The organism is Halobacillus sp. H74 (genome assembly GCF_052246715.1).
GTDB lineage: Bacteria > Bacillota > Bacilli > Bacillales > Halobacillaceae > Halobacillus > Halobacillus litoralis_A.
In genome coordinates this window covers 474250-500619 of the sequence record NZ_JBQQCI010000003.1, presented here as the reverse complement: position 1 = coordinate 500619, position 26370 = coordinate 474250, and the positions used below count along the sequence as shown (strand labels likewise).

The window sequence follows — 26370 nt, the reverse complement described above, 5'->3', positions numbered from 1 at the left end:
TTCCGCTCTGTTGCCTATTTTATCGGTTTTGAAACTTATTTCTACATATAATAACACTTGTAGACAAGATGAACTCCTTTTGCCTTGATTTTTTTATCACTGAAATCTTTCTGGACAACTCAAAAACGCCATGCATAAGCATGGCGTCAGATTACAGTCCCCAGACTGGAGAAGGAACCATCTGTTTGATCATCAAGTCGTTCAAGCTTCCAAATTGATATCCTCTTTTTCTCAATTCATCGATAAGTTGCGATAAAGCTTCGGCATTATCTTGAGAAACAGTATGAAGAAGTACGACCGCCCCAGGATGAATTTGCTCGATGACACTATTATAAGCATACTCCCATCCTTTTTGGTTATTTGTTTCCCAATCCTTGAAGGCAAGTGACCAGAAAGCATGAGTGTACCCAAATTCTTCAGCCCACTTTAGCGTTTGTGAATTAAAGGTACCTCGCGGCGGTCTTACGTATGTCATTACTTGTTGACCAGTCAATTTCTTTACAGCCTCTTCAACACGAGAAAGTTCTGTCTTCATTTTTTCTTTAGAAACTTTAGTGAAATCAGGGTGACTCCATGAATGGTTCCCTATCAAGTGTCCTTCTTCAGCCATTCGCTTCAATAGATCAGGAGCGCTCTCAATATAGTGGCCGGTAACAAAAAAGGCGGCAGGTACTTGCTTCTCCTTTAAGATATCGAGTACTTGTCCTGTGTAACCTTGCTCATATCCATTATCAAATGTTAAATATATTACAGGGTCTCCGGAGGGGTCGACATAAAACCCATTATATTTTTCAAGCATTGCTCCGTACCGTCCTACATCAGGTGCAGATCCGTCCATGCTTTTCTTATATCCCCATCCTTCCGCAGACACATAGCTGGGTAAAAACAAGATGGTGATGGACATAAGAGCCACCAAAATTTTCTTCCACATAACAACCACTCACTTTTTTCTTAGTATGTGTGAAGGTGGAAAGAATATAAAAAAAGACAAGTGGGAAAATTCCCCACTTGCTTGGTTATAATAATAATGAAGCTGCCCAGCCAAATAAGAACAGAGGAATATTGTAGTGCAAAAATGTCGGTACACACGTATCCCAAATGTGATTGTGTCTTCCGTCTGCATTTAACCCCGAAGTCGGCCCAAGTGTACTATCTGATGCAGGCGAACCAGCATCACCTAACGCACCTGCTGTGCCAATCAAAGCTGCTGTAGCCATAGGAGAGAACCCTGCAGTTAAGCAAATAGGAACAAACAAAGCGGCTAATATAGGGATGGTAGCAAACGATGAACCAATTCCCATTGTGACAACAAGACCTACTAATAATAGGATGAATGCGATGAACGGTTGGTTATTACCAAGGTACTCGGAGCTGATTTCAACGAGGGCCGAGACTGACTTTGTTTCCGTAAGAACATTCGCATACCCTGCGGCAACTAACATGACAAAAGCAATGAAACCCATCATTCCAATCCCATCATTTACGACTCTGTCGCCTTTCGCATACGGGACAATCCGAAAGACAAACATCAAGACAAGTCCAGCCAGAGCGGCAAGTATAAGGTTCGACCAAACCGCTTGAATCAGCAGCGTTACGCAGATAGCAACAACGGTCAGTCCATGCTTAAGAGTGAATTTCGTTTCAAAAATCGTCTCTTTCATCTCATCATTTTCTTCAAAAGAATGGGCGGCAGGCTCACGCTTTTTACGATAAGTGATGAATACAGCGATGAATAAACCGACAATCATCCCTGAACCCGGGATGATTAATGACTGTGCGATCGATCCAATACCCAGCTCCATTCCGTTTGATTTCATAGAAGTTTGGATGGTTTCGTGGAAAATATAGCCGAAACCGATCGGAATCATTACATAAGGGGCTTTCAAACCGAAGGTCAATGCTGCCGCTACAGCACGACGGTCAACTTTCATTTCATCAAATAACTTCAACAAAGGTGGAATTAAAATAGGTATAAATGCGATATGAACAGGAATTACGTTCTGGGATAAACTTGCTACAGCAGCAATGACAAATACAATCATCGTCCGCTTATCTTTCAGCACCCGCAATAGATAACCGACTAATAAGGAGGTAATTCCTGAATAACTGATAGCAACGGCAAATGCACCTAATAATATATAACTTAAAGCAACACTTGCCTGATCCCCCATACCGCCGACAAGGATATCCAAAGAACTCTTTAATGATTCCCCGTTCATAAATCCTGCTGTCAAACCAGCGGCAAGAATGGCAATGATGACGTTCACACGTAATAAACTTAACACGGTCATTACGAGGACAGATATGACGACTGCCCAAGCCATAACACATTCTCCTCTCAAACATTTTCGTGCATTAGCGATTTATCATGTTAAAGCATATTTTTAAAAAAATCAACCCTCAAGTAAAAAGAGAGCCAATTCAGAAAATGAATTTTCACTACTCCATATTTCTTTCTAACTCTTCTAACATGGAGATTAAACGATCTATATCTTCGACGGAAGTTTCTTCAGGATCCAGACGTTCGATACGACCCATGAATTCCGCTAATCTCAATTTCAAGTCCTGGATTTTTTCGTGTTGTGTCATCTTTCATGCTCCTTTATATTCACAATCGATTTTTTTCCATGTCCATCATAGTACAAGTTTACTTACCTGTCCATGCGGGACATAATAACTGATAAACATGCTATAATATTCTCCGTATATGAACAGGAGGTACGATTATGACACTTTCAGATCTATTTGACTATATAGATAATACAATTACTTTGAAACTTCTCCTCAGCGGCGTGATTCTTTTTTTCGCTGTCATCATTTTGCGAAAAATCATTCACTCGTTTTTCAAGAAAACAGATTTCATTGAAGAGCGCAAAGAGAAAACACTGGAATCCATGTTGAATTCGATCATCAGTTATGCCGCGATTATCAGCTTCATACTCATTGTCCTAAATGAATTCATACCAATACGTAACATTTTAGCAGGTGCGGGTGTAATAGGGATTATTGTCGGTTTCGGAGCCCAGAGCCTGATCAAGGACTTTTTTGCCGGTTTGTTTCTTTTATACGAAAAACAGCTTCATAAAGGGGACTTCATCACCCTAAACAATACCTTTCACGGGACTGTCGAAGATATTGGGTTACGGTTTTTGAAGTTGCGTGAATGGAGCGGCAAACTGTTAACCATCAGCAATGGACAAATCAAAACAATCGAGAACTACAATTTCGAACATATGCGCGTCATAGAAACAATTACAACAAGCTTCCATGAAGATCCACGTCGAATGTTCCGTGTTTTAGAAGAAGCATGTGATCGACTTAATGAAGAGCTGGGCGATTATATAAAAATGGATCTTGCTGATAAACCGCTTGAACCTTTCCAAGTTTATGGCATGTCCTCTTTGAACGACCAGCATCGTGGTTATGAATATACGATCACCGGGCTTGTCCATGACCTCGTTTATTGGACAGCCGCAAAAAAAACACGCCGTATTCTTGCCGAAACGATGTATGATCACAACATCCTCATGGCAGAACAGCGCGTAGAAATCAATTCTTCACAGAACAGTGAGGAAAATGATCGTTACTTCAATTCAAACGAAAAGCTTACGTGATCCTGGATAGGAATCCATGCTCCTATTCCTTGTCGGGTCACATTCTTGATATTCAGTGTTTTCTTCGAACCTTTCAATTGGATGTACACATCACCGAAAGCTACATCCCCTTTTTCGTTGACAGCAGGGGCATAAGCATGAAGAATACCTACTTTGTTCGTCGGGACAGCATACGTGTTATTTTGTTTAGTCCCTTTACCTATGACTGTATTGAAGGACAACGGGAGCTTTGTGTTCTTCTGGGCCTCAAGTAAAATCAATTTCATCATTTGTTCACTGTGACTGATTCTTGAGGTCAAACCTCCTTTGATCTGTTTCTCTTCCTGCTGTACATAACTGATGTTCTCTGTCTGTTTACCACCATGATTACTCAATTCATTCTTATTGATATCTTGATATTCCCAATTGATATTGGTTTCTTTCGATTCATAGGCCAATGGCCATCTCCCTAAAAAGATTTCACCTCGATATCCAATAGCGAACGGGGAGGGTTTTAAGGAGGTTTCGTTCAACATTTCAATCAGTTGAGGATTCGTAATACGAACCTCCGTGTTTTCCATCAATTCTTTCGTGATTTCCTCAGCTTCCAGTAATTCCTGGTCATCCGTTGAATTCGGATACGTATTGTCTTTAGATATATTTAATACATGATTCGGGATCTCGTTCTCTTTGTCCGCCTTTTTATTTTCAGCTGAAATGGAACCAGCACTGACTAAAGTAATAATCCCAATAAATACGATCAGTCCTAACCATTTTCTTTTCACATCATGGGCCACCTTTCATTTTTTCTTATCTTGCGAAAAATGGCCCAGACTATACATGTTTTCTAGGAAAGCATTTTATTCATAACATGATTCGCTTTCCCATCAAAAAATTGAATGAACGGTCCGATCAAGACCAGAATAATAACCGTACCAATCCCAATCGGCCCTCCGAGAGCTATGGCCAGAACAAGTGCGAAAGCTTCTGTCAAAGTCTTTGCTTTCGTCAAACTGAGACCGAATCTTTTTTGTAAAGCGACCATAAAGCCATCAACAGGATTCAATGAAAACTTCGGTTGTAAATATAATGAAACACCAAATGCTATAATAATGATGCCACCAACAAGCACAGAAAGTTGGGTCCACACTGTATTCAGTTGCAAAGTATCAAACACAGTAAGCATCCAGAAGTCAATGAACTTTCCAATGATTAAAATCGTCATCACAGCCAGTAAATCCGGCTTTTCTTTTGCAATGACAGCGTTTGTCAAAATAAGTAAAGCACCGATAATGATGACCCACGATCCTACCGTCAAACCGACGTGTTCTGTGAGACCGACATTTACAGCGTCCCACGCACCTGCTCCTAAATCAGATTTGATTGTAAGTGTTATGCCGAGGGAAATGACAATTAAACCGACCATGTAAAAAAATGCTTTAATCATTATATTTTTCATCGTACTCCTCTTTTCTCTTTATGGTTTGTATTTAATAAATAGCAATAAATATTATGCAACAATCGTGCAGGATACTTTGAGACTTGATGTTGAGATGTTTGGAGGAAGTTAGGGACGTAGGGGAAGGAGTCGCTTTCCTGCGAGCGTCCTCAGTCGTGGGCACTCCCTGTGGGGTCTCGCCTAGCTCCTTCTCCCGCTTATTAGCCGATATTTGCCATCTCCTATAGAGAGTAATTTTGCTACACATGTGCTATCCAGCTCCAGCACCTAACGGCTAGTGAGACTTCCCTCACTTCTGTACGATAAGTCAACATCGAATCACTCTGTTCTTCGTGTTTCCTTTATCTCCTCCAGCTCAGTCCCGTCCATACGCTGTTGAAGAAGGTGCTTCCGCTTTTAAGTTAGGAGTCTCCCCCTCCCTCAACGCCCCTTGCGATATGCGTTTCTCAAAATTACTTGAGGGGGAAAGCGATCCGTATTCCCAGCCACCATCCCCGCATACAAAAGTCTCGAAACTGAGTCTTCCTGATAAGGGGGCTTAAATGGGTCAAGATTAGGACACAAAAAAAGAGCGCTCACCCAAGAAAAATCTGGATAAGGCTCCCTTTATCTTACTTGCTTAGTTGAATACACTCAAGCGTTTCTTCGACATCTATACTATTTTGGACCGATTGTACCATCGAGCAATTGTTTCGTGATATATCTAAATTCTTCAGCAGCTTGTCTTGATTTAAATGATATCCTTTTATGACATAATGAAGATGGACTTTTTCAATTCGGTTTGATTCCTCTGGATTCCTCGTGACCTCTGCAGTCACTTTAATATCTTCATAATCCACTCTTTGCTTGTCGAGAATTTTCCGGAATACGCCGATACTACAGCCAGCTATAGAAGCGACCATCAGTTGATAGGGGCGAAAGCCGAATAATTCATCTCCCGATATGTTCAATTGTCCATAATCAAACGATGTGCGTACACCATTTTCTTTCAAATAAAAGTCCATTACTTACACACTCCTTTCACAGTTTACGGCATCATACATATATAATAACCGTTTTTGCTATGGAAATAACATTTTGTAGGAAGAAAGACTTGTTCCCAATACAGCTTTTCCTATACGATTAGAAAGTATGACAGACAGGAGGTCATTCTATGGTATCCACAAAAACACGTTTTTGGATTCTGATCGGTCTTGTGACCATTTCTGGATTTTCTCAAGGGATGCTTCTGCCTTTGATCGCTGTCATTCTCGAACAGAATGGCGTATCTTCCTCCATCAATGGATTACATGCGACCGGTTTATACATAGGGATTTTGCTTTCTTCCCCTTTCATGGAAAAACCACTTCAAAGGATTGGTTATAAACCTGTGATAATGATCGGCGGTGCGTTAGTCTTCATATCATTGGCTCTTTTTCCATTTTGGCAAGCCCTCTGGTTTTGGTTCATTTTAAGAGTCACCATCGGAATCGGAGATCAAATTCTCCACTTCGGTACACAAACATGGATTACTGCCACTGCCGAGAAAAGCTCTCGGGGAAGAAGTATCGCCTATTATGGATTGTTTTTCAGTGTCGGATTCACAATCGGGCCTTTGATGACCAATTTGCTTGAATACGGGGTGTATGTACCCTTTCTGATTTCTTCTCTTTTAAGCATGTGCGTATGGTTATTTATGCTCCGGGTTAGGAACGAAACTCCTGAAAAAGACCATACCACCGCTTATGGGACAAGTTCAATCAAAAGGTTCATACGGGCCATTCAAATTGCGTGGGTTGCATTTTTGCCCCCTCTTGCCTACGGGTTTCTAGAAGCGACATTGCATGGCATCTTCCCTGTATATGGCATGCGGATAGGGCATGAGGTCAATGTTCTATCCCTTATTATCCCTAGCTTTGCTGCAGCTAGTTTATTCTCACAAATACCACTTGGATCATTGAGTGATAGAATAGGCAGAAAAAAAGTGATCCTCACCGTTGTTTCAGGAGGCATTCTTGCATTTTTGCTAGCGGCATTCCTTGAACATTCCATTGCAGCTTTATTTGCCACTTTCGCATTAGGTGGGTTATTTGTCGGTTCACTATTTTCTCTGGGGATCTCCTTTATGACAGATTTACTTCCAAGGGAGCTTTTACCGGCTGGAAACATACTCTGTGGAATGTCTTTCAGTATAGGAAGTATATTGGGCCCGTTTTTATCAGGATTCTTCCTGGACATTTTCCCGGATCTGTCGTTTTTTTACGTTATCGTCGCCCTGCTCATTATTGTTTTCTTTGCTACTGCTTATAAAAAAGAGCCCACTTCTACGCCTTCACAGGCATGATCAGGGGTCTAAGCTAACACCTACTAATGTGGTTAATGGTTAATCTAATAAACGAATGAAAGCTGCGGATGTCTGTCCGCAGCTTTCATTTATTTTGATAACGTTTAAGTCAGCAAATTTACATTTGTTCCATAATTGAAAAGTAGTTAGTTTTCTTCATTCTCAATATCTTTCATGAGGACCTTTTCGACCAAGATCATGAATCTCGTTGTGATGCTTCTTTGTCGCAATAGACCTCTTCCCTTTAAATGCATGTTCCTCCGGGTTGAATAAACTTTGAAATATTCTCTGCATAGCCTTCAAGCCCAGTCCACTAGCAGTTTTTATCATTTTCCAGACAATCAAAAGCCAGAGCGATGGATGCTCTGGCTTTTGATCATTAAAGATAACGATTGGATCTTTTTTCCAGATAATCCTGCAATGCTGAAAAAACCATCGTAAGCGGCCAGTATATCAGCGCCGCTGTGATATACATTGTCATCGAATCCACTGTTCGACCCGCTGCGATTTGTGCTTTGTTCAGAATCTCAGGCACAGAAATCATAGCCGCGAGCGAGGTGGCTTTCAATAGGTCGAGAAATACGTTTCCCAGCGGAGGAATCGCAATTCTCGTCGCTTGGGGCATAATGATTCTTCTTATCGTTTTCCAATAAGTAAAACCAAGAGCACGTGCTGACTCCCACTGACCGTAAGGAACACTGTTGAGTGAAGCACGATTGATCTCTGCAATGTAAGCAGCACTATTTGTTCCAAAACCGATGATGGCAGCCAGGGTAGCCGGCATTTTAACGCCGACGACCGGGAGGCCGAAATACAAAACGAATAAGTAAACAAGAATCGGTGTCCCCCGCATGAAAGAAATATAAAATCGTGCCGGCCATCTGAGCCAAATATGATCCGATCCTCGTGCAAGAGCCAAGAAGAAACCTAGTACAAGCCCGATTGCCATTCCAATAACGGCCACAAAGAGCGTTAAAGGAACTCCTTCCAGGATGAAAGGCAAGTTAGACCAGGCACGCTCAGCATTGAAAAGCTTCTCGATTTGGATTTCGTTCACTTCTATTCCAAACATAATAAGCCCCTTACAGGTCTAGTCCTTCAAGTTCACGGATATCTGTTTCAGGTTTTTCTGAAGCATCCTTCCCTCCGAAGAATTCTTCAGAAATTTTTGTCAATGTACCGTCTTCTCTCATTTCTTTAAGTACAGCATCAATTTCTTCTTTCATCTTATCTGCCTCTTTCGGCATAACGATTGCAGAATTTGTAGGATGGAATTTCAAATCAGGATGAAGTTTAACTTCAAGTTCTGGCAATGCCTTCAAAGCTAAAGACTGCAAGTAGTAGTCATTTATTATGAAGTCTGTATTTCCATTCTCCACATCACGCAAATATACATCATTTGTTACATTTCCGTATGTTTTCGTTTCAGCACCGAAATGTTCAGCAATACGGGAAAAGACTGTCGTGGCTCCCCCTCCATGAGTTTTTCCTTCTAGATCTTCCAATTTCTCAATCCCTGAAAGATCAGACTCACGGACAATCATCGTTGAATATGAATACTTATATGGTTCACTGAACGTAAATTGTTCCTGGCGATCTTTTGTAACTTCCATATCATTGATCACTGCATCAATACGACCACTTTTGATTGCTGACAGCAGCCCATCAACACCATATTCTTCAAACTTTAATTCCAGATTCAGCCGGTCAGCGACTTCTCTCATGACTTCTACATCGTAGCCGGTCATTTGGTCTGAGTCTTCCGGGTAGTAAGAGGCAGGAAAAAGTGTTCCTGAAGTACCGACGACGATTTCCCCTGATTCTTGAATTTCACTCCACTTTGAATCGGAAGCTTCTTCTCCACCGTTATTATCAGAAGCACTTTCATCGCTGCTTTCACTTGATCCGCAAGCAACAAGAAATGCTGAGAGCATAAGCATGAATATAAATAAAAGACCTTTGCGCATTGGTTATGTCCACCTTCCTAATGTTTTTTGCACTTGTCTAATATAGCAACATAACACATGTATTTTCAACTGCCTTGCTCTTATTTTTACAAGGTTAAAGATTCCATTGATTATTCATGATAGTGTGGTAATATAATAATGTATACAATATTAAAACTATTATAATCTGAGATCGCCTGTACTTAATAAAAGTGATTTTCATTATCAATTACTTGAAGGAGTTGAGAATAAATATGGATAACTCAAGTACTTCATCCAGAGAAGAATGGTTTAAGTTACCAGGATTTCTTCTTACTTATAAACAAAACACTGAGTTAATAGCTGCTTTGATTAGTGGAGTTTTGATTTTGCTTGCGTGGATAGGTGAGAATTATGGGCCACCTTCTGTTTTTGTCCCCCTTTACCTCTCTGCTTTCATTATTGGAGGGTTCGCAAAAGCTAAAGAAGGTATAGAAGAAACGATTAAAGACAAGTCACTCAATGTCGAAATGCTGATGATTCTTGCCGCTATCGGCTCAGCATCCATCGGTTACTGGACGGAAGGTTCTATTTTGATTTTCATCTTTGCTCTAAGTGGTGCTTTAGAAACTTATACAATGAACAAAAGTCACAAAGAAATTTCTGGTCTGATGAGTTTACAGCCTGAAGAAGCGTTTCGCATTGTAAATGGGAGTTACGAATGGACCCCGGTAAACCATTTAGTAGTCGGTGATTGCATCCTCATTAAACCAGGGGAGCGAGTCCCTGTAGATGGAATCATTGAGAAGGGAACCTCTTCCATTGATGAGAGCACCATTACTGGTGAATCCATTCCCGTCACAAAAGAAAAGCAGGGAAACGTTTTTGCAGGTACGATGAATATTGATGGAAGTCTCATTGTCACTGTCACAAAAGATGCTTCTGACACCCTTTTCCAAAAGATTATTACTTTGGTTCAGAACGCACAAAGTAAAAAATCTCCTTCTCAGCTTTTCATCGAACGTTTTGAAAGTACTTACGTAAAAGTTGTGCTGTTTATCGTCGGAAGCATGCTCATTCTTCCCCACTTTATATTTGGATGGAGCTGGATGGAGACGATTTACCGAGCCATGATCCTTCTAGTAGTCGCCTCTCCTTGTGCACTCGTAGCTTCAATCATGCCGGCTACATTATCTGCCATTACAAATGGGGCACGGCAAGGGATCCTTTTTAAAGGTGGTGTTCACCTCGAGCATTTGTCTCACCTGGAAGCAATCGCATTTGATAAGACAGGGACATTAACCAAAGGTCAGCCGAAATTAACGGATTATATGACGAGTGAAAATGTATCCCCCGAATTCGTATTATCGATTGTGGCTTCAATTGAACAACAGTCGAATCATCCTTTAGCTAAGGCAATTGTCCAATATGCCAAACAAAAAGAGATCGAGCCCGTGGAAGTCACTAATGTAAAAAACAGCAGTGGGAACGGTGTGACAGGAATTTATCAAAATGAAATATGGAAAATCGGAAAAGCAGACTTTGTAGGAAAAGAAGCGGCCGATTCTTTTCAAAATGGACGATTTGAACAATTAGCTTCTGAAGGGAAAACGATTATATTCGTGAAACAAAATGACGTTGTGATTGGCCTTTTCGCGTTGAAAGATACGGTAAGAGAAGAAACGAAACAAGCAATTAAGTCACTCAAGAAACAGGGGATTTATACCATCATGTTGACAGGCGATACTACCTCAACAGCAAAAGCCATAGCTGAAGAAGCTGAGTTAGACCAATATATAAGTGAATGTATGCCTGATCAAAAACTAAAGGAAATAAAACTGTTGCAAAAACATTTTTCCCATGTAGGAATGGTGGGAGACGGGATTAACGACGCTCCTGCACTCGCTGAATCTGATATTGGTATCGCAATGGGGGAAGGAACGGATGTCGCCCTGGAAACGGCTGATGTCGTTTTGATGAAGAACGATCTTCCCAGAATAGCCAATGCCCTATACCTCTCGAAACGAATGAATCGCATAATTAAACAAAACATTATTTTTTCAATTATTGTGATCATGCTTTTAATCGTCAGTAACTTTCTGCAGATTCTCGACCTTCCTTTAGGGGTCATCGGACATGAAGGAAGTACGATACTGGTCATTTTAAATGGGTTGCGTTTATTAAAAGGGTAATCGTGTAATAAAGGTTTTTAATCCAATAATCAGTATTATTTATGAATTTCTATAAACAAAAGCTGTTCCCAAACCATAAAAAATAAAATTGGGACACAACGATAACTGCCACTGGAAAAGACGAACAGTAGGATAGAATCGATCAAATGGAGCGTAGCAACATACGTAGACTCCCTGCGGGAAGAGCACGAGGCGAAGCCCCCGGAAGGAAGCTGTCTTTGCTTGCTTACGAAGCTGAGGCCGTGTCCGCGGATAGCGAAGTATGTTGCCGGAGCGGCGTATACATTTATTGCTTCAAAAAGAAAACCCGAACGATTTTTTTCGTTCGGGTTTTCTAGTGGGAAAATTCTTTTATCCCAGACTCTTTTTTTATTTATCCCCATGTTTTTTTAGTACGGCGGTGATGAATCATTGCATTGATTTCTCCTCCCAGGATAATGACAACCCCAGATAGATAAAACCAAATCATCAATACAATCACACCACCTAAGCTTCCATACGTAGCTGAAAAATTACCCAAACTGCTCACATAAAAAGAGAACATCAACGAAACCAACTGCCACCCGAAAGTTGCAAATACTGCACCGGCCACAGTATCTTTGTATTTCAAGCGTTTGTTTGGAGCTGTCACATATAGAAACGATAAGACAATATAAAAAATTATTGACGAAATCACCCAGCGTATAGCGTTCCATAAGGATATGAAACTTTCCGAAAGCCCAAAAAAGGAGAACAAATGGACGCCGATTGTATGGCCTAGAACAGGTAACAAAAAGGCAATCCCTATTACCAGAACCATTGCAACTGTCAAAATGATTGCAATAAAACGATTAATAAGGAAAGGGCGATTCTCTTCCACATTATGGGCACGGTTAAATGCACGCATAATGGCATTCACCCCATTAGAAGCAGCCCATAAAGTCCCGATGAGACCGATGGACAATAAGCTGCCATTTTCACTGCGTAATAATGAGGAAACATTTTCTGTAATCATATCGAATGTATCCGGAGGAGCATACGTACTAACGAAAGCCAATACCCTTTCTTCATCGATATGTAAATAGCCAAGCAGTGTCAGCAGGAATATCATAAACGGGAACAAAGATAGTAAAAAAAAGTAGGCAAGTTGAGCTGCCATCCCTCCTACATCATCTTCACCAAAACGGGAGAACAGCTCTTTGCCGAAATTCATGATGGACTTCACGATATTCCTTCACCTCTTGATATCAAGAAGCCTCTTTTGGATCATCGACAGCTTCTAGCTGCTGCTTCACTTCTTGATTGATTTCTCCTACCTTATTAAGCATACTCTCAGCCTTCTGTAATAATTCAAGAAGATCTTCAACTCCTTTATTAAGTTGAGAGGAAAAAGAGTCGTAGCATACTCTTAAGCTGTGAATCGCTTCTGATGGATGTTTAACATAACCTTGGCATGTTGCTCCTGCATTCCTGGACTTCTCTCCTACATAACGCCGCGTATCTTGATCAATGAGCGCAATGGCTCCTCCGATTGCTGCCCCTAATAAAATACCCTTCCACAAATTTTGCTGTCCCATAAACATCCTCCTTCATAGATTGTGATCTTGTATAATTTTTTCTAGTAATCGCTGACAACCCTCTTCCACCAATTCGAACACATAATCAAAATTTCCAGTGAAATACGGATCGGGTACTTCCACTTCTTTTGTGTATGGTACGTAGTCCATCAATTTGCCGACCACTACATCATTCTTTTCCCGTATGCCTTTCAAGTCTTGGATATTTTTATCATCCATAGCTATCAGGTAATTGAAGTCATCCCAATCCGCTTCTTTCACTTGTCTTGCGGAAATTCCTTCATAAGAAATCCCTTTTGCCTCAAGCACTTTCCGGGTCCCTTCATGAGGATCAGACCCTGTATGCCAATGGCCGATTCCCGCAGAGTCTGCCGAAATTCGACCATCAAGTTGAGATTGTTTAACTAAATCCTTGAAAATTGCCTCCGCCATCGGAGAACGGCAAATATTTCCTAGACAAACAAATAAAACACGTATCATGCTTCTGCCTCCACTTATAGTATTTCTAACTCTTTAATTTCTATGAAAACTATAAAAATCCTGCTGAACTAGCCAGTTCATAGTGAATATCTTCCCATTTCATGTCGATATCAACCGTATTTTTAATGTTTGTACGAAATAACCTTGACATTTGTTTGAAATTTTCGGAATATTTTATACATGGACGATTTTAAAACATAATACCAAAAGGGGGATGACGATCATGCACGATTTTCTCAGTTATTTAAGCGGGATTGTCTGGGGACCTGTCTTACTTATACTCTTAGTAGGTACAGGGGTGTATTTAACACTTAGACTTGGATTTCTTCAATTTAAGACATTGCCTTATGCGCTTAAGCTTGCTTTTAAACCAGGAAAAGAGAAGAAGAAAGAAGAAAAAGGAGACATTTCACACTACCAGGCGCTCACCACTGCTCTTGCCGCTACCATTGGGACAGGTAATATAGCTGGGGTAGCAACCGCAGTAGTTTTAGGTGGGCCTGGAGCCGTTTTCTGGATGTGGATCACTGCAGTTTTCGGAATGGCTACTAAATACGCTGAAGCTGTTCTTGCAGTGAAATACCGTATTCAAGGCAAAAATGGTGAAATGTCGGGTGGACCGATGTATTATCTATCACGGGGTCTGAAGACAAGATGGCTGGGGCAGCCGCTTGGTATGCTCTTTGCAATCTTCGGTGCTGTAGCTGCTTTCGGAATCGGGAACATGGTTCAATCGAATTCTGTCTCAGACGTCATGGAAGGAACCTTCAATGTCCCGACTTGGGTGACAGGCATTATCTTGACAGCACTAGCTGGTCTTGTTTTGTTAGGCGGTATTAAGAGCATTGGAAGAGTGACTGCTTTCTTTGTACCAATAATGGCTATTTTTTATGTGATAGGTGCTCTTATTATTCTTATACTTAACTACAATATGGTTCTACCCGCATTTGGAACGATTTTCAATGATGCATTTACCGCAAGTGCTCTCGGAGGCGGTTTATTGGGTACAGTAATACGGTACGGTGTCGCTCGAGGAGTCTTCTCCAATGAAGCTGGTTTGGGTTCAGCGCCAATTGCTGCAGCGGCAGCTAGAACGGATTATGCCGGTCGTCAAGCATTGGTATCTATGACGCAAGTGTTCATTGATACGATTATCGTTTGTACAATGACTGGACTAACCATTGTTATGGCTGGACAATATAAAGGGGGATTGGATGGGGCTGACCTTACCTCCACGTCCTTTCAAATTTTCTTAGGCGATATCGGTTCGTATATTGTAACCATCGGTTTGGTTTTCTTCGCTTTCTCTACTATCGTCGGATGGTCTTACTATGGAGAGAAATGTTTCGGTTATATAACGAAGCAGCGAGGTATCGGACTTTACAAAATCATTTTCGTTGCATTCATTCTGATTGGCTCCATTGCACAGCTTGATACAGTGTGGGTTTTCGCTGATGTTATGAACGGTCTCATGGCCTTCCCTAACTTGATTGGACTATTACTCTTATCAGGTGTAGTAGCTTCTGAAACCAATAAATTTTTAAAAGTAGCCAAAAAAGAACGACAACAGGAAAAAGAACAACGACAGACAGGGTAAATTTCAAATGGATATGAATTGTGCGTCTCAATGAGTTACGCACAATGCCCGTGAAACTCAATATGAAATAAAACCCACGGGGCTGGATATAGCCTACCGTGGGTTTTTCTCATTCATCTCAAGAACGTTCATTCTTTGAAGCAACTGTCGATAATTATGTAAACGGGAAGCGCATAAGTTTTTCACTGCTCCCCATACTTTCTTCAATTGACTGGTGCTGGTTTCTTATTTTCTATAAAGCCTTCCAGTCTTTAAAATGTAACAGGGTGTTTGTATCCATTTCCAGTGTTAGACTCCTCGCTTTGAATCATATTAACAATATTACGAAGGGCTAAAGACCCAAATAAAAGTCCACATAATACAGTTCATCAGGTTATTGGCCTTATGCATTCTTCCCCTTCATTTTTAGCTGAACTTACATACTCGCTCACTTCATATCCCTCTAAATCCTGCATGGATAGCTGCTGTATAAATCCATTTGCTTCATCAGGGGACCATTTTACCGGTTCAATCCAATGATCTTGACTCTGTTTAGGTAAAATGACCGGCATGCGATCATGGATCGGCTGCATAAAGTCATTTGCTTCCTGAGTCAATATCGTACATGTAAAGAGATCTTCACCCTCTTTTTCCCACCGGTCCCAAAGGCCGGCAAATGCGAATAACGATTTACCTTTCGGAGATATCCGTATGGGTAGTTTGCCGCTTTTGGTTTTTTTCCACTCATAAAAACTATCAGCAATGACTAAGCATCTCTTTCTTGACATTAATGTTTTAAAGCTTGGCTTCTCATGGGCGGTTTCACTTCGAGCATTAATCATTTTATAACCGATTTTCGGATCGTCGGCCCAACGCGGTACAAGCCCCCATTTCATATAACCCGCTCTTTTTTGCTGCCCATCATGAATGACAGACAAAACCTTTTGACCTGGTGCAATGTTATATCTTGGCTCATAACCTTTGATCGGCTGTCCTATTCCGAATTCTCTCAATATCTCTGCTTCTTCTGCAAGCAATGTATAACGTCCACACATTTATTACCCCTCCTTAATCTTTACTATATTATCCATTCCCTCTATATTCTGCTTTACCCTGCAAAAAGCGTATAAACCTGGACTCGCTTCTGAATAATAAGGCTTTATAAAGAGAATAACGCTCCCGTCACTTTTTTCGTTAAATAAAAAACACAGTTTCAACTGTGCTTTGAAAACGTACCTAATCAATGATTTATTAGTCAGAAACCGAAACGACGGTGAATTTTATTTTCATACTGACGATAGGCTCCTGACTCACTTGATTTTCTCTTTTCCATCATCATATCGTATCTCAGCTTCTTTTCTTTGAATTCTTTTTTGTAGTACATAGATAATTGTGGATCTTTCACCTCGTGAAGGAGTTCTTCCAATTCTAAGATTTCTTTTTTAACCACCATTTCTTCTGGTAGCATATTAGCGTTCTTTAAGATCCGGTAACTGTTCCGAAGTTCTTGAGGAAGATAGGCAAACTCATCTTTAGGTAGGGGACGCCCTTTTCCAGGTAAGTCATCGAACTCTCCCCGTTGTATTGACTTTTTGATTTTTTCCTCGATTAGATGGCCGTACTCCATAAATACCGCTCCTTATTTATGTTTATTTTCATACACCACCGGCAATAAACCCAACTTTATAAAAGCTTTAATAAGGCTTGCTTCAGGCTTTCGGATAGAGGGTCTACAGAGGTTATCTCTTTAATTTTCCGTTTATTATCGCGATCGTGATAGCGCACCTCGTTGACATCTTCAACAGTCACTCCATCCGGATGTTGTTCAATTAATGTCATATAGGCACCAGGGGTTACATTTCCTTCTCTCAAAACGCGTAAATAAAATCCAGTGTAGCCCTTTTCTGTCACTCTTGCGGGAAAGTCGTCGATTCCATGCGTCCTTGCAATGATATAGCATGGTTTCCTTGGTTCTGAAACTTGCAGCACAGCATCCCCCAGTGAATAAATATCTCCAATCCTTACGTTCTCCTCTTTGATCCCTTCCACTGTGATATTCTCTCCAAAAGAAGGAAAAGAGAAACTTTTGCCATAATGCTCTTCCCAATGGCGATAATGTTGGGCAGGATACAAACAAACCGCCTTATCCTTTCCCCCATGATGCTTTTTATCGGCCTGCTCATCACCTTCGAAGTTCAAGTGTGTCAAGTAAGTGGTATCACCGACTGGAGTTTTCCTATAAGCACTTTGCAACTCACCTTTATCTGTTTCGTACGTTTCTGGACGCCCAACATTCAAAGATAATAGTTTATACTTCACTTAACGTCCCCTCTCTCCATTTTTTCACCCATGAAGGAAGATAGTCATAGGTCCATGCATCCATCGGATAATCTACGAATACCTCTTCACCGTTTTCATAAAGGGCCTGAACCAATTCATTGATTGCACCAAAGTAAAAAGTGTAAAGGAACTCATAACTGAACGGTTCAGCCGGCATATGGTTTTCTGCACAAACTTGAGGATCACTGTAGTTCAAATATGTCCGACAAGGAATAGGACGCACCTCATAAGCCATACAAAGCTGAGTCTCAGGATCAAGCATGGGGCAGGGTAAATTCAGTTTTTTATATTCCAATTTAGTTTCTGGCGCTTCATGGTCCATCGCAAAAGCTTTCGTCAATTTTTCCTCTTGCTGAACGTAATACTGCTCCCAGTGATTAAAAATAGCCGTTTTCCGTTCATCCGAAAACTTTTCAATGGATCGGAACATCATTTTCGCTTCCATCTTAGTCATGACAATAGGAAAATAACAACAAAAAGCACATCCCATAAAACAATTCGGCTTCATAGAACTGAAATCCTCCATACGCTCAATTTCATGGTCGACTTCTGCCAATAATTTTTCGAACCCTTGCAGGATAACCGTGTCAGTGTCCATTTCACTATCTAAAAGATCATCAACGATACCATCAAAGAATTGCTCGTCAATTTCGTAGGATTGATTGATTTTTTCACATCTATTCAATATTTCTTTATGTTTTAAAAAATTCATAAGGAAAAACTCCTTCATCTATCATTATTTATATTATACATGGGTCACAAGCCTTAAGACCACCTTAATACTTCCCCACGAATTTCCTCTTGTTTAACCCCCATAAAACTCCTATCATATGAGAAGATATATAAGAGAATTTGTCATCTTTGGAGGTACGCCTAAATGTTATCTAATGCAGAAATCGGTATCGATCTTGGTACTGCAAATATATTAATCTATTCAAAATCTAAGGGAATCCTTTTGAACGAACCATCCGTTGTAGCTTATAACACAGAAACTAAAAGTGTAGTGGCTGTAGGAAAAGAAGCAAAAGAAATGGTCGGAAAGACTCCTCGTAATATCATCCCTGTCCGCCCGTTACGCGATGGAGTCATCGCAGATTATGACATGACTGCCCAAATGTTAAAAGAATTGTTGAAGAAGGTCTCCAAAAAATCCGGAATTTCTATGCGCAAACCGACCGTTGTGATTTGCACGCCTTCAGGTTCTACTTCAGTCGAACGCCGCGCCATTCACAATGCTGTGAAAAGTTATGGTGCTAAAAATGTCCACTTGATTGAAGAACCGATCGCCGCAGCTATCGGAGCTGATCTACCTGTTGATGAACCGATCGCCAACGTTGTCGTCGATGTCGGAGGAGGTACAAGTGAGGTTGCTATTATTTCCTTCGGCGGTGTTGTATCCTGTAAATCCATCCGTACTGGTGGTGATGTGATGGATGAAGAAATCATTCAATATGTCCGAAAAGCTTACAACGTATTGATTGGTGAGCGTACAGCCGAACTCATTAAAATGGAAATCGGGTATGCCTTGATCGAGCACCCCGAAGCCACTATGGAAGTTCGTGGTCGTGATATGGTGACAGGACTTCCGAAAACCATCGAATTGAAATCAACAGAGGTTCAAGGAGCTCTTAAAGAATCATTAGAGCAATTGCTTGAAACTATCCGGGCGACTCTTGAGGAATGCCCACCGGAATTAAGTGGAGACATTGTCGACCATGGTGTTATTTTAACCGGAGGTGGCGCTCTCCTGAATGGCATGCAGGATTGGTTAGCTAATGAAATTTCCGTGCCCGTCCACATGGCGCCGAGCCCATTAGAATCCGTTGCCATCGGTACAGGACGGTCATTGAAAATGATTCAAAAACTGCAAAAAGCAAGTAAGTAAGAAATCCCCACCGGGAGGCTCGCAAAACAGTTGACTTATGCGAGTATCCTTCAGCCATTAACCTGCCCCCTTTATGAGTATCTTTCATGAAGGGGTTTTTCATTTTCTTTTTCAAGTCTTTTCACTATTTTAAAGGGTTTGTGTTTCTTTCTGTCGAATTGAAGCATGTAACGTAGATAATGTACAACACTTACTGATAAAATGTTTCACCAGATCTCTTAGAGTGAAATACATTCTAGAGAGACTGGAAATAAGGAGTCGTTTCATATGAAATTTTCTACAATATTAAAATGGTTGACTGGAGGCTGTGAAGCTTTCTTAGCCATTCCTTTAGCTGGAGGATTATTTATATTCAGCAGCGGATGGTCCGCTCTGTTGTTTATGTTCGTCTTCCACCTCATAACATTGGTGGTATCTGTAAAAGATAAGCGCACATACGTTGGTAGTGTGCTTGGTATGATTACGAGCGCCATTGGAGCGATTCCCGTTGTGGGTTGGATCATGCACACAATTACGGCAATCATCCTCCTCATTGATGCTGGGCGCTCCACAAGAGTGGAAAAAAAAGCATAAGAAGCACGAACATCTATCGCATCATCAAGTATCAGGGGAGGGAAAAGATGTATACAATCATTTGCATATTCAGAGTTAACCAAAGGAATTTAGAAGAATTCATAAAAGTGACATCAAAATCCGGCGAGGTTTTGATGTCACATGGCGCTGTAGACCATAATATTCTCTACTCGAAAGAGCTGACTGGAAAACAGGGGTCCATGGGCATCTTGAATTTGGTTGAAATGGAAGAGGATGAAGAGTTATTACTTGGTCAGTCTGTCTTCAATGATGAAGCCCATTATTACAAAGTTATGAAGTCCGTAGGTTCCGATGATATCATCCATTACTTAGATGGAAATATCAAAGAGCTGGTAGAAATGAACCGTGTAATTACTTCAAGATTTACTACCGAACGTACGCCACAGCCGAATTGATCAATTTTTTTGGAGGTGCATCGAATGAAAATTGTAGTATTAGGAGCAGGGGCATTAGGGGCTTATTTTGGGTCCCGTTGGGAAGAAGCCGGCCATGAAGTCATTAACCTGGTCCGTGAAGGACGAGCGAAGCAAATCGAAAAGAACGGTCTAACCCTACATAGTGAGATGGGCGACTACAAAGTGTCTGAACCTAAAATAGCTCAAAGTCCTGAGGAAATTGACAATCCTGATCTCGTTTTCCTTGCTGTTAAAGGCTACCATCTTCCCGGAACACTTGAATGGCTGAAAACACTAGTCAAGAAAGGGGCAAAAGTTTACCCTGTATTGAACGGAATGGAGCACATCAATACCTTGCAACAAGAGCTTGGTGAAGAAGCTGTGCTCGGCGGTCTTTCCTATATTATTGCTACATTGGATGATGTAGGCCATGTCCTCCATACAAGTTCTTTCCATGACCTTGTTTTCGGCCCTCTCCACCCTTCCCAACAAGCGATTTGCGAAGAACTCGCACTTGCTTGTAATCAAGCGAACCTAAATGGAACGCTCAGCCCGAACATTTTAGAAGATATGTGGAAAAAGTACATGTTCATCACAGCCTTTTCCGGTATTACGACAGCTGTTAATCAAACGATCGGTGAAGTCAGGAGCTATCCGCAAACATTCCGAATTGCAGAACGTATGCTTGAAGAGATGAAGGACTTAGCAAACGCTCATAAAATTGATCTTACAGATGAACACGTACAAAATGCCTTCGAAAAACTCCGTGGATTAGATGATGGGATGACGTCTTCCATGCATCAGGATCGTACCAAGGGGATGCCTCTTGAAGTCGAGCACCTTCATGGAGGAGCATTGAGATTAGGCAGTGAAGTAGACCTCTCTATGCCGTACATCGAAACAATATTCGGTATTATCAAACCTTTTGAAGCTTACGAACATTAAGAAGGTGCTTCCATTTTGGAAGCACCTTCTTAACTACTTATTCATCAGCGTAATCATCCACATTCGGGCGCTTGCCAAACTTCAGTTCACGGATCGACAATCCAAAATCCATTTGTAAGTGAGGATAGTCTTTAAAGTTCTCCCAATCCCCGCCCCAATCAAACCCTAACTCTTTTGCAACATCTACAATTTCCATCCAATCGGAACGGCCATTTCCATTATCGTCACGTCCTGTATCCCATACGACCTCCCCATCATCCGTCTTAAGGGCAAAATCAATTGCCAGCCCGTAATTATGATAAGACTCTCCGCCTTTCGCATGAGTGACAATACTCCCCTCTTTGGAACGTCCTTGTTCATAAAGGTTATTTTGCCTTTCCTTTGTCCGATGGCCTTCAGTGATGATAATATCGATTCCTTTTTCTTGAGCTCTCGCTACCAACTCGTCTTTTTTCTGTTCTACTTCAGGGTGCAAACGGCTCGGGAGAGGTACTTCTTCTTTATAAAAAAGGCCTTGAGGCATTTCCTGTTTCATTTGAGGCAGCAAAAATAAAAATAAAACAAGGATAATACCGAAACAAAAAAACAAAGCCATTAGACTGTTTAGGATTCTCACAAAGACAACCCTTTCTTGAAGTGATTAATTTGAGAATATCACAGCTCGTCCCATATCTAAATAATTTAATTCATTCAATACGCTTATTTAATGTTTCGAGATAATTTCATTGACTGATAGTGCGTTAATTCAGGGTATAAATTATAAATTGTTTACTTTCACTAAGACACTATTAAATTGAATTAAATAACGACACGCCACTTCAAGATTCAGGCTGCTTTGTTTACAGTTGGATTGAGACGCCGTGCCCTTTACTAGTTCGAATGATATAATAAGGTGAATTCGACAAATTCAGAGGAAGGGAGAAAAATTATGAAATTATTAAATAGAAAACCCGGGAGAACATTCTATGAAATAATCATGATTTTTCTCGCCGCCTTATCTGTAGCTACCATTTGGCAGCAGACAGGATACAATAGTGTCATCGTCTGGACAACATGGAGCATTTTTTTCTTGGACTTTCTTTACCGTCTTTTCAAAAGCGAGAGCAAATGGGGATTCATTAAAAAGCATCCATTCATCGTGATCGCAGCCATCCCCCTTGATGCGATCTTCCAGTTTGCAAGGTTTGCTCGCATCCTTCATCTGCTAAGATTGAAATCCATCACCAAATATTACACCATGCCTTTTATCCGTTTTCTAAAAAGACAACACCTTACTATGGTAACTGGTGTGACGTTCATTCTCATATTCTTATTGATCATCCCGTTGAATCTCATTGAAAACGAACTGGATTCATATAGTGATGCTTGGTGGAGTGCTGTACTTTCTCTCACCTTTTTCGGACGTTCAGGTTTTGAGCCTGAAACCTTCATGGGCCATATAATCATCGTCATCTTTACAATATTAGGGGTAATTATGCATGGTTTGATCCTCAGCACAGTCTTTGACTATCTTCTCCATTCTTCATTAGTTAAATCTTTTAAAAACAGATTCATAGATAATAAGTAATCATCCGTCCGTATCCATATGGCGGATGATTATATTTATATTTACTTTATTTACCACTCCCTACGTTTAAATTCATAGAAAAAAAGGAAATGTACTCAAGAAACTTTATTCGTTGGAGGTGAAAGAGTTGGCTGATAAAAAACGAAACAAAGTAGCGGAGAATGACCAAAGCTTCCAAGAAAAATTGAAGAAAGAACAATTGACAGATGAAATTCCAGATGAAGATGTTAAAAAAGAAGAGCGCGAACAAAAAAAAGGAAGGAAATCAAAGAACGATTCCTCTTCTGAAGAAAAATATAACGAAGATTTAAGACCTTAATTGTGAGGTGGAATTATGACAAAATTTCAAGCATTTAAAATCGACCAAACCGATGGAGGGGTCCAAGGAGAGATTCAGACGCTCTCCTTAAGTGACCTTCCTTCCAGCGAAGTATTGATTCGTGTCCGTTTTTCCAGCATTAATTTCAAAGATGGTATAGTCTCCCAACCAGACAATGCATTGGTTAAAGACTATCCGATTATCCCGGGTATCGACCTCGCTGGGGAAGTCGTTAAATCATCCGATCAACGATTCAAAGAAGGTGATCGGGTGATTGCTACCAGTTATGAAATCGGCGTTAACCATCATGGTGGATTCAGTGAATATGCAAATATTCCCGCCGATTGGATTGTCCCATTACCCGAAGGGATCACGTTGGAAGAAGCGATGATTTACGGTACGGCAGGATTCACTGCAGCCCTGTCCGTCCACTGTTTAGAACAAAATGGCTTGTCCACTGATGACGGGCCTGTGTTGGTCACAGGTGCTACGGGTGGTGTAGGCAGCATGGCAGTCGCTATGTTAGCGAAACGCGGTTATGAAGTAGAAGCAAGTACAGGCAGCTTTGAGCACAAAGAATACTTAAAAGATTTGGGCGCATCAAAAGTGATCTCACGTGAAGAGGTTTATGATGGAAAACTCAAACCTATTGGCAGCCAGCGCTGGGCAGCCGCTGTCGATCCAGTCGGTGGTGAACAGCTAGCTTCTTTGCTTGGCCAACTGAAATATAATGGAGGAGCAGCAGTCAGCGGATTGACTGGAGGAACAGAAATTCCTACTCAAGTTTACCCTTTCATTTTACGGGGTATCAGTCTCTTAGGTATCGACTCTGTTTTCTGTCCAATGGATACGAGAAAGAAAGTTTGGCACCGGATGGCTAATGATCTGAAAGTCAAAGAATCTTTCAACCGTATTAAAGTCGTGCATTCCCTTTCCGATGTACAGGACACGCTTGAACAGATTCTACAAGGGCAAACTCGCGGACGTTCAATTGTAAAAATGGATCATTGATAGTGATAGTCTTTATAAGAGGCCATATGTTGACATACAAGAATATTTAAACTATACTATTAGATAGTGCCTTCAGAAGAAGGTAACTCGGAAAAGAAAAGAGTGATTTGTATGAGACTGGCATTCTGCTACGTTTTGATACAACTTAATCACACTGGATCAGCTTCGGAGCTGTAAGGATGCGATAGAGGTAGGGATTGCGTCGTTTAAGTTGACAAAAAACTACCATGTAGAATTAATGAACCGCGGCACATGGATTTTTAATTCAAATGAACTTGTAGATAACAAGAAAAAATAACTTGATATTTTCCGAAACATATACAAAAGCGAGTGAGACGACGGTCTGACTCGCTTTTTCCAATTCTTATAGGTTTAAGACGCTTGCTTTCATGGTAATATAAACTTTAGAAGCTATGAAGGAGGTCATTTCATGTCACAGTACATAGGACGTATTGATCCGGAAGATGTCCGCTTTCTCATGGATCTCTCTGAGTTCAAGGAGTTTGTCACTGATATGCTCGGGGAAGCTCGGGGCCTTGTAAATGTAGAGATTGATTACGACATCATAGAAGAACAAGCTGGAGATACTCTCATACGGCCGATGGTCCTACTCAATGAGATTAGCCGTTTTACTGAAGAAGACCGCCATACCTTGTTAAGTTCGGGATTCTCCCTTGACCGTGAGCCCTATAAAAATGGTGATTATGCGATGGAGCAGATTTTCGGTACTTATTACACGATTTTAGAAGCTACAGAGGATGAGGATGGTGCATTTTTCACCATTGAACTTCCCTATCATCATTTCATAAATGAGAGAAATAAAGATTAAAAAATAGCCCTCCTGCACGCACGGGGGCTATTTTTTTGTTCAAGGATGAATTTGTTTAACCCTGCCGACCTGACCATCTTCCAGTCGTACTTTGATGCCATGAGGATGATTCGGAGACTTTGTTAAAATATCCTTCACTTTCCCACGAGTCAATGCACCACTTCTCTGATCTTTTTTCAGTACAATATCCACTTCTGCTCCAATATTAATATTACTTCGTGTCTGTCCATCCATTAGGATCCCTCCAAAATATAAGCATTACTCAGCTATTTTACCATATCCATCCTCGTATTCGTCCCAAAACTAAACCACAAGTAACCTTGTCATACTTCCCCAGGGTTAAGCAAACTTTTTTGTCAAAGCAGATTGAGTTCGGCTAAAAACGCCCCGTGGGCCAAAGACCTCGAAAGTCTAAGTGCCGGGATTGGAAGTGATTTATGCAGCACTGGACTCGAAAGTCAGTATTTTATAACTGCCGGAATCATAAAAAAGCACCTTCACCAGGTGCTTTTTTCATTCATCACTATTAATCTGAATAATTATATTGATTTTGAATGGAACCTTCTTTTGTGTGTATAACTGCTGAGGTACCCTTATTTTGAGCAATTTCTTTCGCGCGGTTGATGGCATCCTGTTTATTATCATAAACTTTCGTAGGTTGTTCAGCACCCTCAGCTTTTACAGCCCACCCATCTTCATGTGAAACAACATGTTCGGCCTGATTACTTGTGTCAGCCAATTTCATTCCTCCTTAAGTTGATTTATATGCTATATATCCGTCTTGAAAATTTTGTAAACCTAAGATTTACTTTCATATGACTTTTTTTCTTGAATACTGCCATTTTCTTTGTGAATAATGGCTTGCGTCCCTTTGTTTTCAGCTATTTCTTTCGCCCTTTTAACTGCATCTTCTTTCTTTTCAAATACACTAGATGGTTTTTTCGCGTCTTCTGCTTTAACGGCCCATCCATCTTCATGTGAAATGACGTGTTCACCCTTATCTAACAACTCTGGTCTATTCTCATACTGTTCGTCCTCTTCATCTCTGCCCTTCAAAGCTTGATCGCTCATCTGTTTCACTTGATTGATTTCTTCTTTTCCGGCATTGTCGTACCATTCTTTTGCTTGTGTTGTGGCAATAGGGATTGCCCGGTTTTCGTCATACCCTTCATCAATCATTGCGTTAGCGATATCAATGGCTTTTTTCTTTGTTGGAGTATTTAAGTTTTTGAGTGAACTTGGATAATTTTCCGTATCCCAAGGCATTAGGTCGTCCTCCTTTTTTGTTTATAGATATATAATTACCGCATCCTGACGTTGATAAACAATTTATTTACCCACCTACGACGAAGTCCAGATTGAAAGGTCTTATTAAATAGGA

At 40.8% G+C, this 26370-nt stretch carries 31 protein-coding genes; 12 read left to right on the top strand and 19 right to left on the bottom strand.

Annotated elements, in window-relative coordinates; translation table 11 throughout:
• Nucleotides 1–151: 151 nt before the first annotated feature.
• From pdaA to ACTWPX_RS08835, 3 genes are all read right to left on the bottom strand, one after another.
• On the bottom strand, nt 152–931 hold the full coding sequence (gene pdaA, locus ACTWPX_RS08845) for a delta-lactam-biosynthetic de-N-acetylase (RefSeq protein ID WP_281974886.1): 780 nt from the start codon (nt 929–931) through the stop codon (nt 152–154).
• Between the two features lie 85 nt (nt 932–1016).
• The gene (locus tag ACTWPX_RS08840) at nt 1017–2324 is read right to left on the bottom strand and encodes a Na+/H+ antiporter family protein (protein WP_443119410.1); all 1308 of its coding nucleotides are present in this window, start codon (nt 2322–2324) and stop codon (nt 1017–1019) included.
• Between the two features lie 115 nt (nt 2325–2439).
• Entirely contained in the window at nt 2440–2589 is a 150-nt protein-coding gene (locus tag ACTWPX_RS08835; RefSeq protein WP_443119409.1) for an SE1561 family protein, read from the bottom strand.
• Between the two features lie 137 nt (nt 2590–2726).
• Here ACTWPX_RS08835 and ACTWPX_RS08830 point away from each other — a divergent pair, with 137 nt between their 5' ends.
• Nucleotides 2727–3614: a mechanosensitive ion channel family protein gene (locus ACTWPX_RS08830; RefSeq protein ID WP_443119408.1), complete on the top strand. Its 888-nt coding sequence runs from the start codon at nt 2727–2729 to the stop codon at nt 3612–3614.
• Here ACTWPX_RS08830 and ACTWPX_RS08825 read toward each other — a convergent pair.
• The 3 genes from ACTWPX_RS08825 to ACTWPX_RS08815 all read right to left on the bottom strand — a co-directional run bounded on the left by ACTWPX_RS08825 (nt 3584) and on the right by ACTWPX_RS08815 (nt 6056).
• Nucleotides 3584–4378 carry a YfkD family protein gene (locus ACTWPX_RS08825; RefSeq protein WP_443119407.1) on the bottom strand — a complete coding sequence of 265 codons (795 nt, stop codon included), beginning with the start codon at nt 4376–4378 and terminating at the stop codon, nt 3584–3586. The genes ACTWPX_RS08830 and ACTWPX_RS08825 overlap by 31 nt on opposite strands.
• Before the next feature lie 62 nt (nt 4379–4440).
• Nucleotides 4441–5052, bottom strand: a complete 612-nt coding sequence (locus tag ACTWPX_RS08820) for a YczE/YyaS/YitT family protein (protein WP_443119406.1) — start codon at nt 5050–5052, stop codon at nt 4441–4443.
• Nucleotides 5053–5663: 611 nt separating this feature from the next.
• Nucleotides 5664–6056 carry an OsmC family protein gene (locus tag ACTWPX_RS08815; RefSeq protein ID WP_128524104.1) on the bottom strand — a complete coding sequence of 131 codons (393 nt, stop codon included), beginning with the start codon at nt 6054–6056 and terminating at the stop codon, nt 5664–5666.
• A 149-nt stretch (nt 6057–6205) separates the two neighbouring features.
• On the opposite strand from ACTWPX_RS08815, the gene ACTWPX_RS08810 reads away from it, so the two are divergent.
• Nucleotides 6206–7375, top strand: coding sequence for an MFS transporter (locus ACTWPX_RS08810; RefSeq protein ID WP_443119405.1), 1170 nt, complete (start codon nt 6206–6208; stop codon nt 7373–7375).
• Between the two features lie 379 nt (nt 7376–7754).
• On the opposite strand, the gene ACTWPX_RS08805 is transcribed toward ACTWPX_RS08810, so the two are convergent.
• Together ACTWPX_RS08805 and ACTWPX_RS08800 are read right to left on the bottom strand one after the other, a co-directional pair.
• Nucleotides 7755–8447: an amino acid ABC transporter permease gene (locus ACTWPX_RS08805; RefSeq protein ID WP_443119404.1), complete on the bottom strand. Its 693-nt coding sequence runs from the start codon at nt 8445–8447 to the stop codon at nt 7755–7757.
• Nucleotides 8448–8457: 10 nt separating this feature from the next.
• Nucleotides 8458–9342: a transporter substrate-binding domain-containing protein gene (locus ACTWPX_RS08800; protein WP_443119403.1), complete on the bottom strand. Its 885-nt coding sequence runs from the start codon at nt 9340–9342 to the stop codon at nt 8458–8460.
• A gap of 233 nt (nt 9343–9575) precedes the next feature.
• Between ACTWPX_RS08800 and ACTWPX_RS08795 the strand changes: the two genes are divergently transcribed.
• Nucleotides 9576–11492 (top strand): heavy metal translocating P-type ATPase, encoded by a 1917-nt coding sequence (locus ACTWPX_RS08795; RefSeq protein ID WP_443119402.1) that lies wholly within the window; start codon nt 9576–9578, stop codon nt 11490–11492.
• A gap of 373 nt (nt 11493–11865) precedes the next feature.
• Here the strand turns inward: ACTWPX_RS08795 and ACTWPX_RS08790 are convergent, their stop codons facing one another.
• From ACTWPX_RS08790 to ACTWPX_RS08780, 3 genes are read right to left on the bottom strand one after another with little or no spacing between them, the layout of a single operon-like run.
• Nucleotides 11866–12696 (bottom strand): YihY/virulence factor BrkB family protein, encoded by an 831-nt coding sequence (locus tag ACTWPX_RS08790; RefSeq protein ID WP_128524113.1) that lies wholly within the window; start codon nt 12694–12696, stop codon nt 11866–11868.
• Between the two features lie 22 nt (nt 12697–12718).
• Nucleotides 12719–13048, bottom strand: a complete 330-nt coding sequence (locus ACTWPX_RS08785; RefSeq protein WP_443119401.1) for a YtxH domain-containing protein — start codon at nt 13046–13048, stop codon at nt 12719–12721.
• Between the two features lie 12 nt (nt 13049–13060).
• Nucleotides 13061–13528 carry a low molecular weight protein-tyrosine-phosphatase gene (locus tag ACTWPX_RS08780; RefSeq protein ID WP_443119400.1) on the bottom strand — a complete coding sequence of 156 codons (468 nt, stop codon included), beginning with the start codon at nt 13526–13528 and terminating at the stop codon, nt 13061–13063.
• 223 nt (nt 13529–13751) lie between these two features.
• Here ACTWPX_RS08780 and ACTWPX_RS08775 point away from each other — a divergent pair, with 223 nt between their 5' ends.
• Nucleotides 13752–15125 carry an alanine/glycine:cation symporter family protein gene (locus tag ACTWPX_RS08775; RefSeq protein ID WP_443119399.1) on the top strand — a complete coding sequence of 458 codons (1374 nt, stop codon included), beginning with the start codon at nt 13752–13754 and terminating at the stop codon, nt 15123–15125.
• A 368-nt stretch (nt 15126–15493) separates the two neighbouring features.
• Here ACTWPX_RS08775 and ACTWPX_RS08770 read toward each other — a convergent pair whose 3' ends face one another.
• From ACTWPX_RS08770 to ACTWPX_RS08755, 4 genes are all read right to left on the bottom strand, one after another.
• Entirely contained in the window at nt 15494–16159 is a 666-nt protein-coding gene (locus ACTWPX_RS08770; protein ID WP_443119398.1) for an SOS response-associated peptidase, read from the bottom strand.
• Nucleotides 16160–16359: 200 nt separating this feature from the next.
• Complete coding sequence (locus tag ACTWPX_RS08765; protein WP_443119397.1) at nt 16360–16731, bottom strand: J-domain-containing protein; 372 nt, start codon at nt 16729–16731, stop codon at nt 16360–16362.
• A 56-nt stretch (nt 16732–16787) separates the two neighbouring features.
• Nucleotides 16788–17423, bottom strand: a complete 636-nt coding sequence (locus tag ACTWPX_RS08760; RefSeq protein WP_443119396.1) for an MOSC domain-containing protein — start codon at nt 17421–17423, stop codon at nt 16788–16790.
• Nucleotides 17413–18156, bottom strand: a complete 744-nt coding sequence (locus ACTWPX_RS08755) for a YkgJ family cysteine cluster protein (protein ID WP_443119395.1) — start codon at nt 18154–18156, stop codon at nt 17413–17415. Before ACTWPX_RS08755 ends, ACTWPX_RS08760 begins: the two co-directional genes overlap by 11 nt.
• 165 nt (nt 18157–18321) lie before the next feature.
• Here ACTWPX_RS08755 and mreBH point away from each other — a divergent pair, with 165 nt between their 5' ends.
• The 4 genes from mreBH to ACTWPX_RS08735 all read left to right on the top strand — a co-directional run bounded on the left by mreBH (nt 18322) and on the right by ACTWPX_RS08735 (nt 21263).
• Nucleotides 18322–19329, top strand: coding sequence for a rod-share determining protein MreBH (mreBH, locus tag ACTWPX_RS08750; RefSeq protein ID WP_443119394.1), 1008 nt, complete (start codon nt 18322–18324; stop codon nt 19327–19329).
• 267 nt (nt 19330–19596) lie between these two features.
• Nucleotides 19597–19902, top strand: coding sequence for a hypothetical protein (locus ACTWPX_RS08745; RefSeq protein WP_128524130.1), 306 nt, complete (start codon nt 19597–19599; stop codon nt 19900–19902).
• A gap of 47 nt (nt 19903–19949) precedes the next feature.
• Nucleotides 19950–20318, top strand: coding sequence for a DUF1428 family protein (locus ACTWPX_RS08740; RefSeq protein ID WP_443119393.1), 369 nt, complete (start codon nt 19950–19952; stop codon nt 20316–20318).
• Between the two features lie 24 nt (nt 20319–20342).
• Nucleotides 20343–21263 carry a ketopantoate reductase family protein gene (locus ACTWPX_RS08735; protein ID WP_443119392.1) on the top strand — a complete coding sequence of 307 codons (921 nt, stop codon included), beginning with the start codon at nt 20343–20345 and terminating at the stop codon, nt 21261–21263.
• Nucleotides 21264–21300: 37 nt separating this feature from the next.
• Here the strand turns inward: ACTWPX_RS08735 and ACTWPX_RS08730 are convergent, their stop codons facing one another.
• The gene (locus ACTWPX_RS08730; RefSeq protein WP_443119520.1) at nt 21301–21798 is read right to left on the bottom strand and encodes a M15 family metallopeptidase; all 498 of its coding nucleotides are present in this window, start codon (nt 21796–21798) and stop codon (nt 21301–21303) included.
• A 393-nt stretch (nt 21799–22191) separates the two neighbouring features.
• Between ACTWPX_RS08730 and ACTWPX_RS08725 the strand changes: the two genes are divergently transcribed.
• The 4 genes from ACTWPX_RS08725 to ACTWPX_RS08710 all read left to right on the top strand — a co-directional run bounded on the left by ACTWPX_RS08725 (nt 22192) and on the right by ACTWPX_RS08710 (nt 24989).
• A complete protein-coding gene (locus ACTWPX_RS08725; RefSeq protein WP_443119391.1) occupies nt 22192–22830 on the top strand; it encodes a hypothetical protein in 639 nt (212 codons plus the stop codon).
• Nucleotides 22831–22957: 127 nt separating this feature from the next.
• Nucleotides 22958–23149 carry a hypothetical protein gene (locus ACTWPX_RS08720; protein ID WP_128524137.1) on the top strand — a complete coding sequence of 64 codons (192 nt, stop codon included), beginning with the start codon at nt 22958–22960 and terminating at the stop codon, nt 23147–23149.
• 15 nt (nt 23150–23164) lie between these two features.
• A complete protein-coding gene (locus ACTWPX_RS08715; RefSeq protein ID WP_443119390.1) occupies nt 23165–24160 on the top strand; it encodes an acrylyl-CoA reductase family protein in 996 nt (331 codons plus the stop codon).
• A 430-nt stretch (nt 24161–24590) separates the two neighbouring features.
• Entirely contained in the window at nt 24591–24989 is a 399-nt protein-coding gene (locus ACTWPX_RS08710) for a hypothetical protein (protein WP_443119389.1), read from the top strand.
• Nucleotides 24990–25028: 39 nt separating this feature from the next.
• On the opposite strand, the gene ACTWPX_RS08705 is transcribed toward ACTWPX_RS08710, so the two are convergent.
• From ACTWPX_RS08705 to ACTWPX_RS08695, 3 genes are all read right to left on the bottom strand, one after another.
• Nucleotides 25029–25223 carry a YwbE family protein gene (locus tag ACTWPX_RS08705; protein ID WP_128524142.1) on the bottom strand — a complete coding sequence of 65 codons (195 nt, stop codon included), beginning with the start codon at nt 25221–25223 and terminating at the stop codon, nt 25029–25031.
• A gap of 292 nt (nt 25224–25515) precedes the next feature.
• On the bottom strand, nt 25516–25734 hold the full coding sequence (locus ACTWPX_RS08700) for a DUF2188 domain-containing protein (RefSeq protein ID WP_443119388.1): 219 nt from the start codon (nt 25732–25734) through the stop codon (nt 25516–25518).
• Nucleotides 25735–25787: 53 nt separating this feature from the next.
• Nucleotides 25788–26255, bottom strand: coding sequence for a DUF2188 domain-containing protein (locus ACTWPX_RS08695; protein ID WP_443119387.1), 468 nt, complete (start codon nt 26253–26255; stop codon nt 25788–25790).
• Nucleotides 26256–26370: the final 115 nt, after the last annotated feature.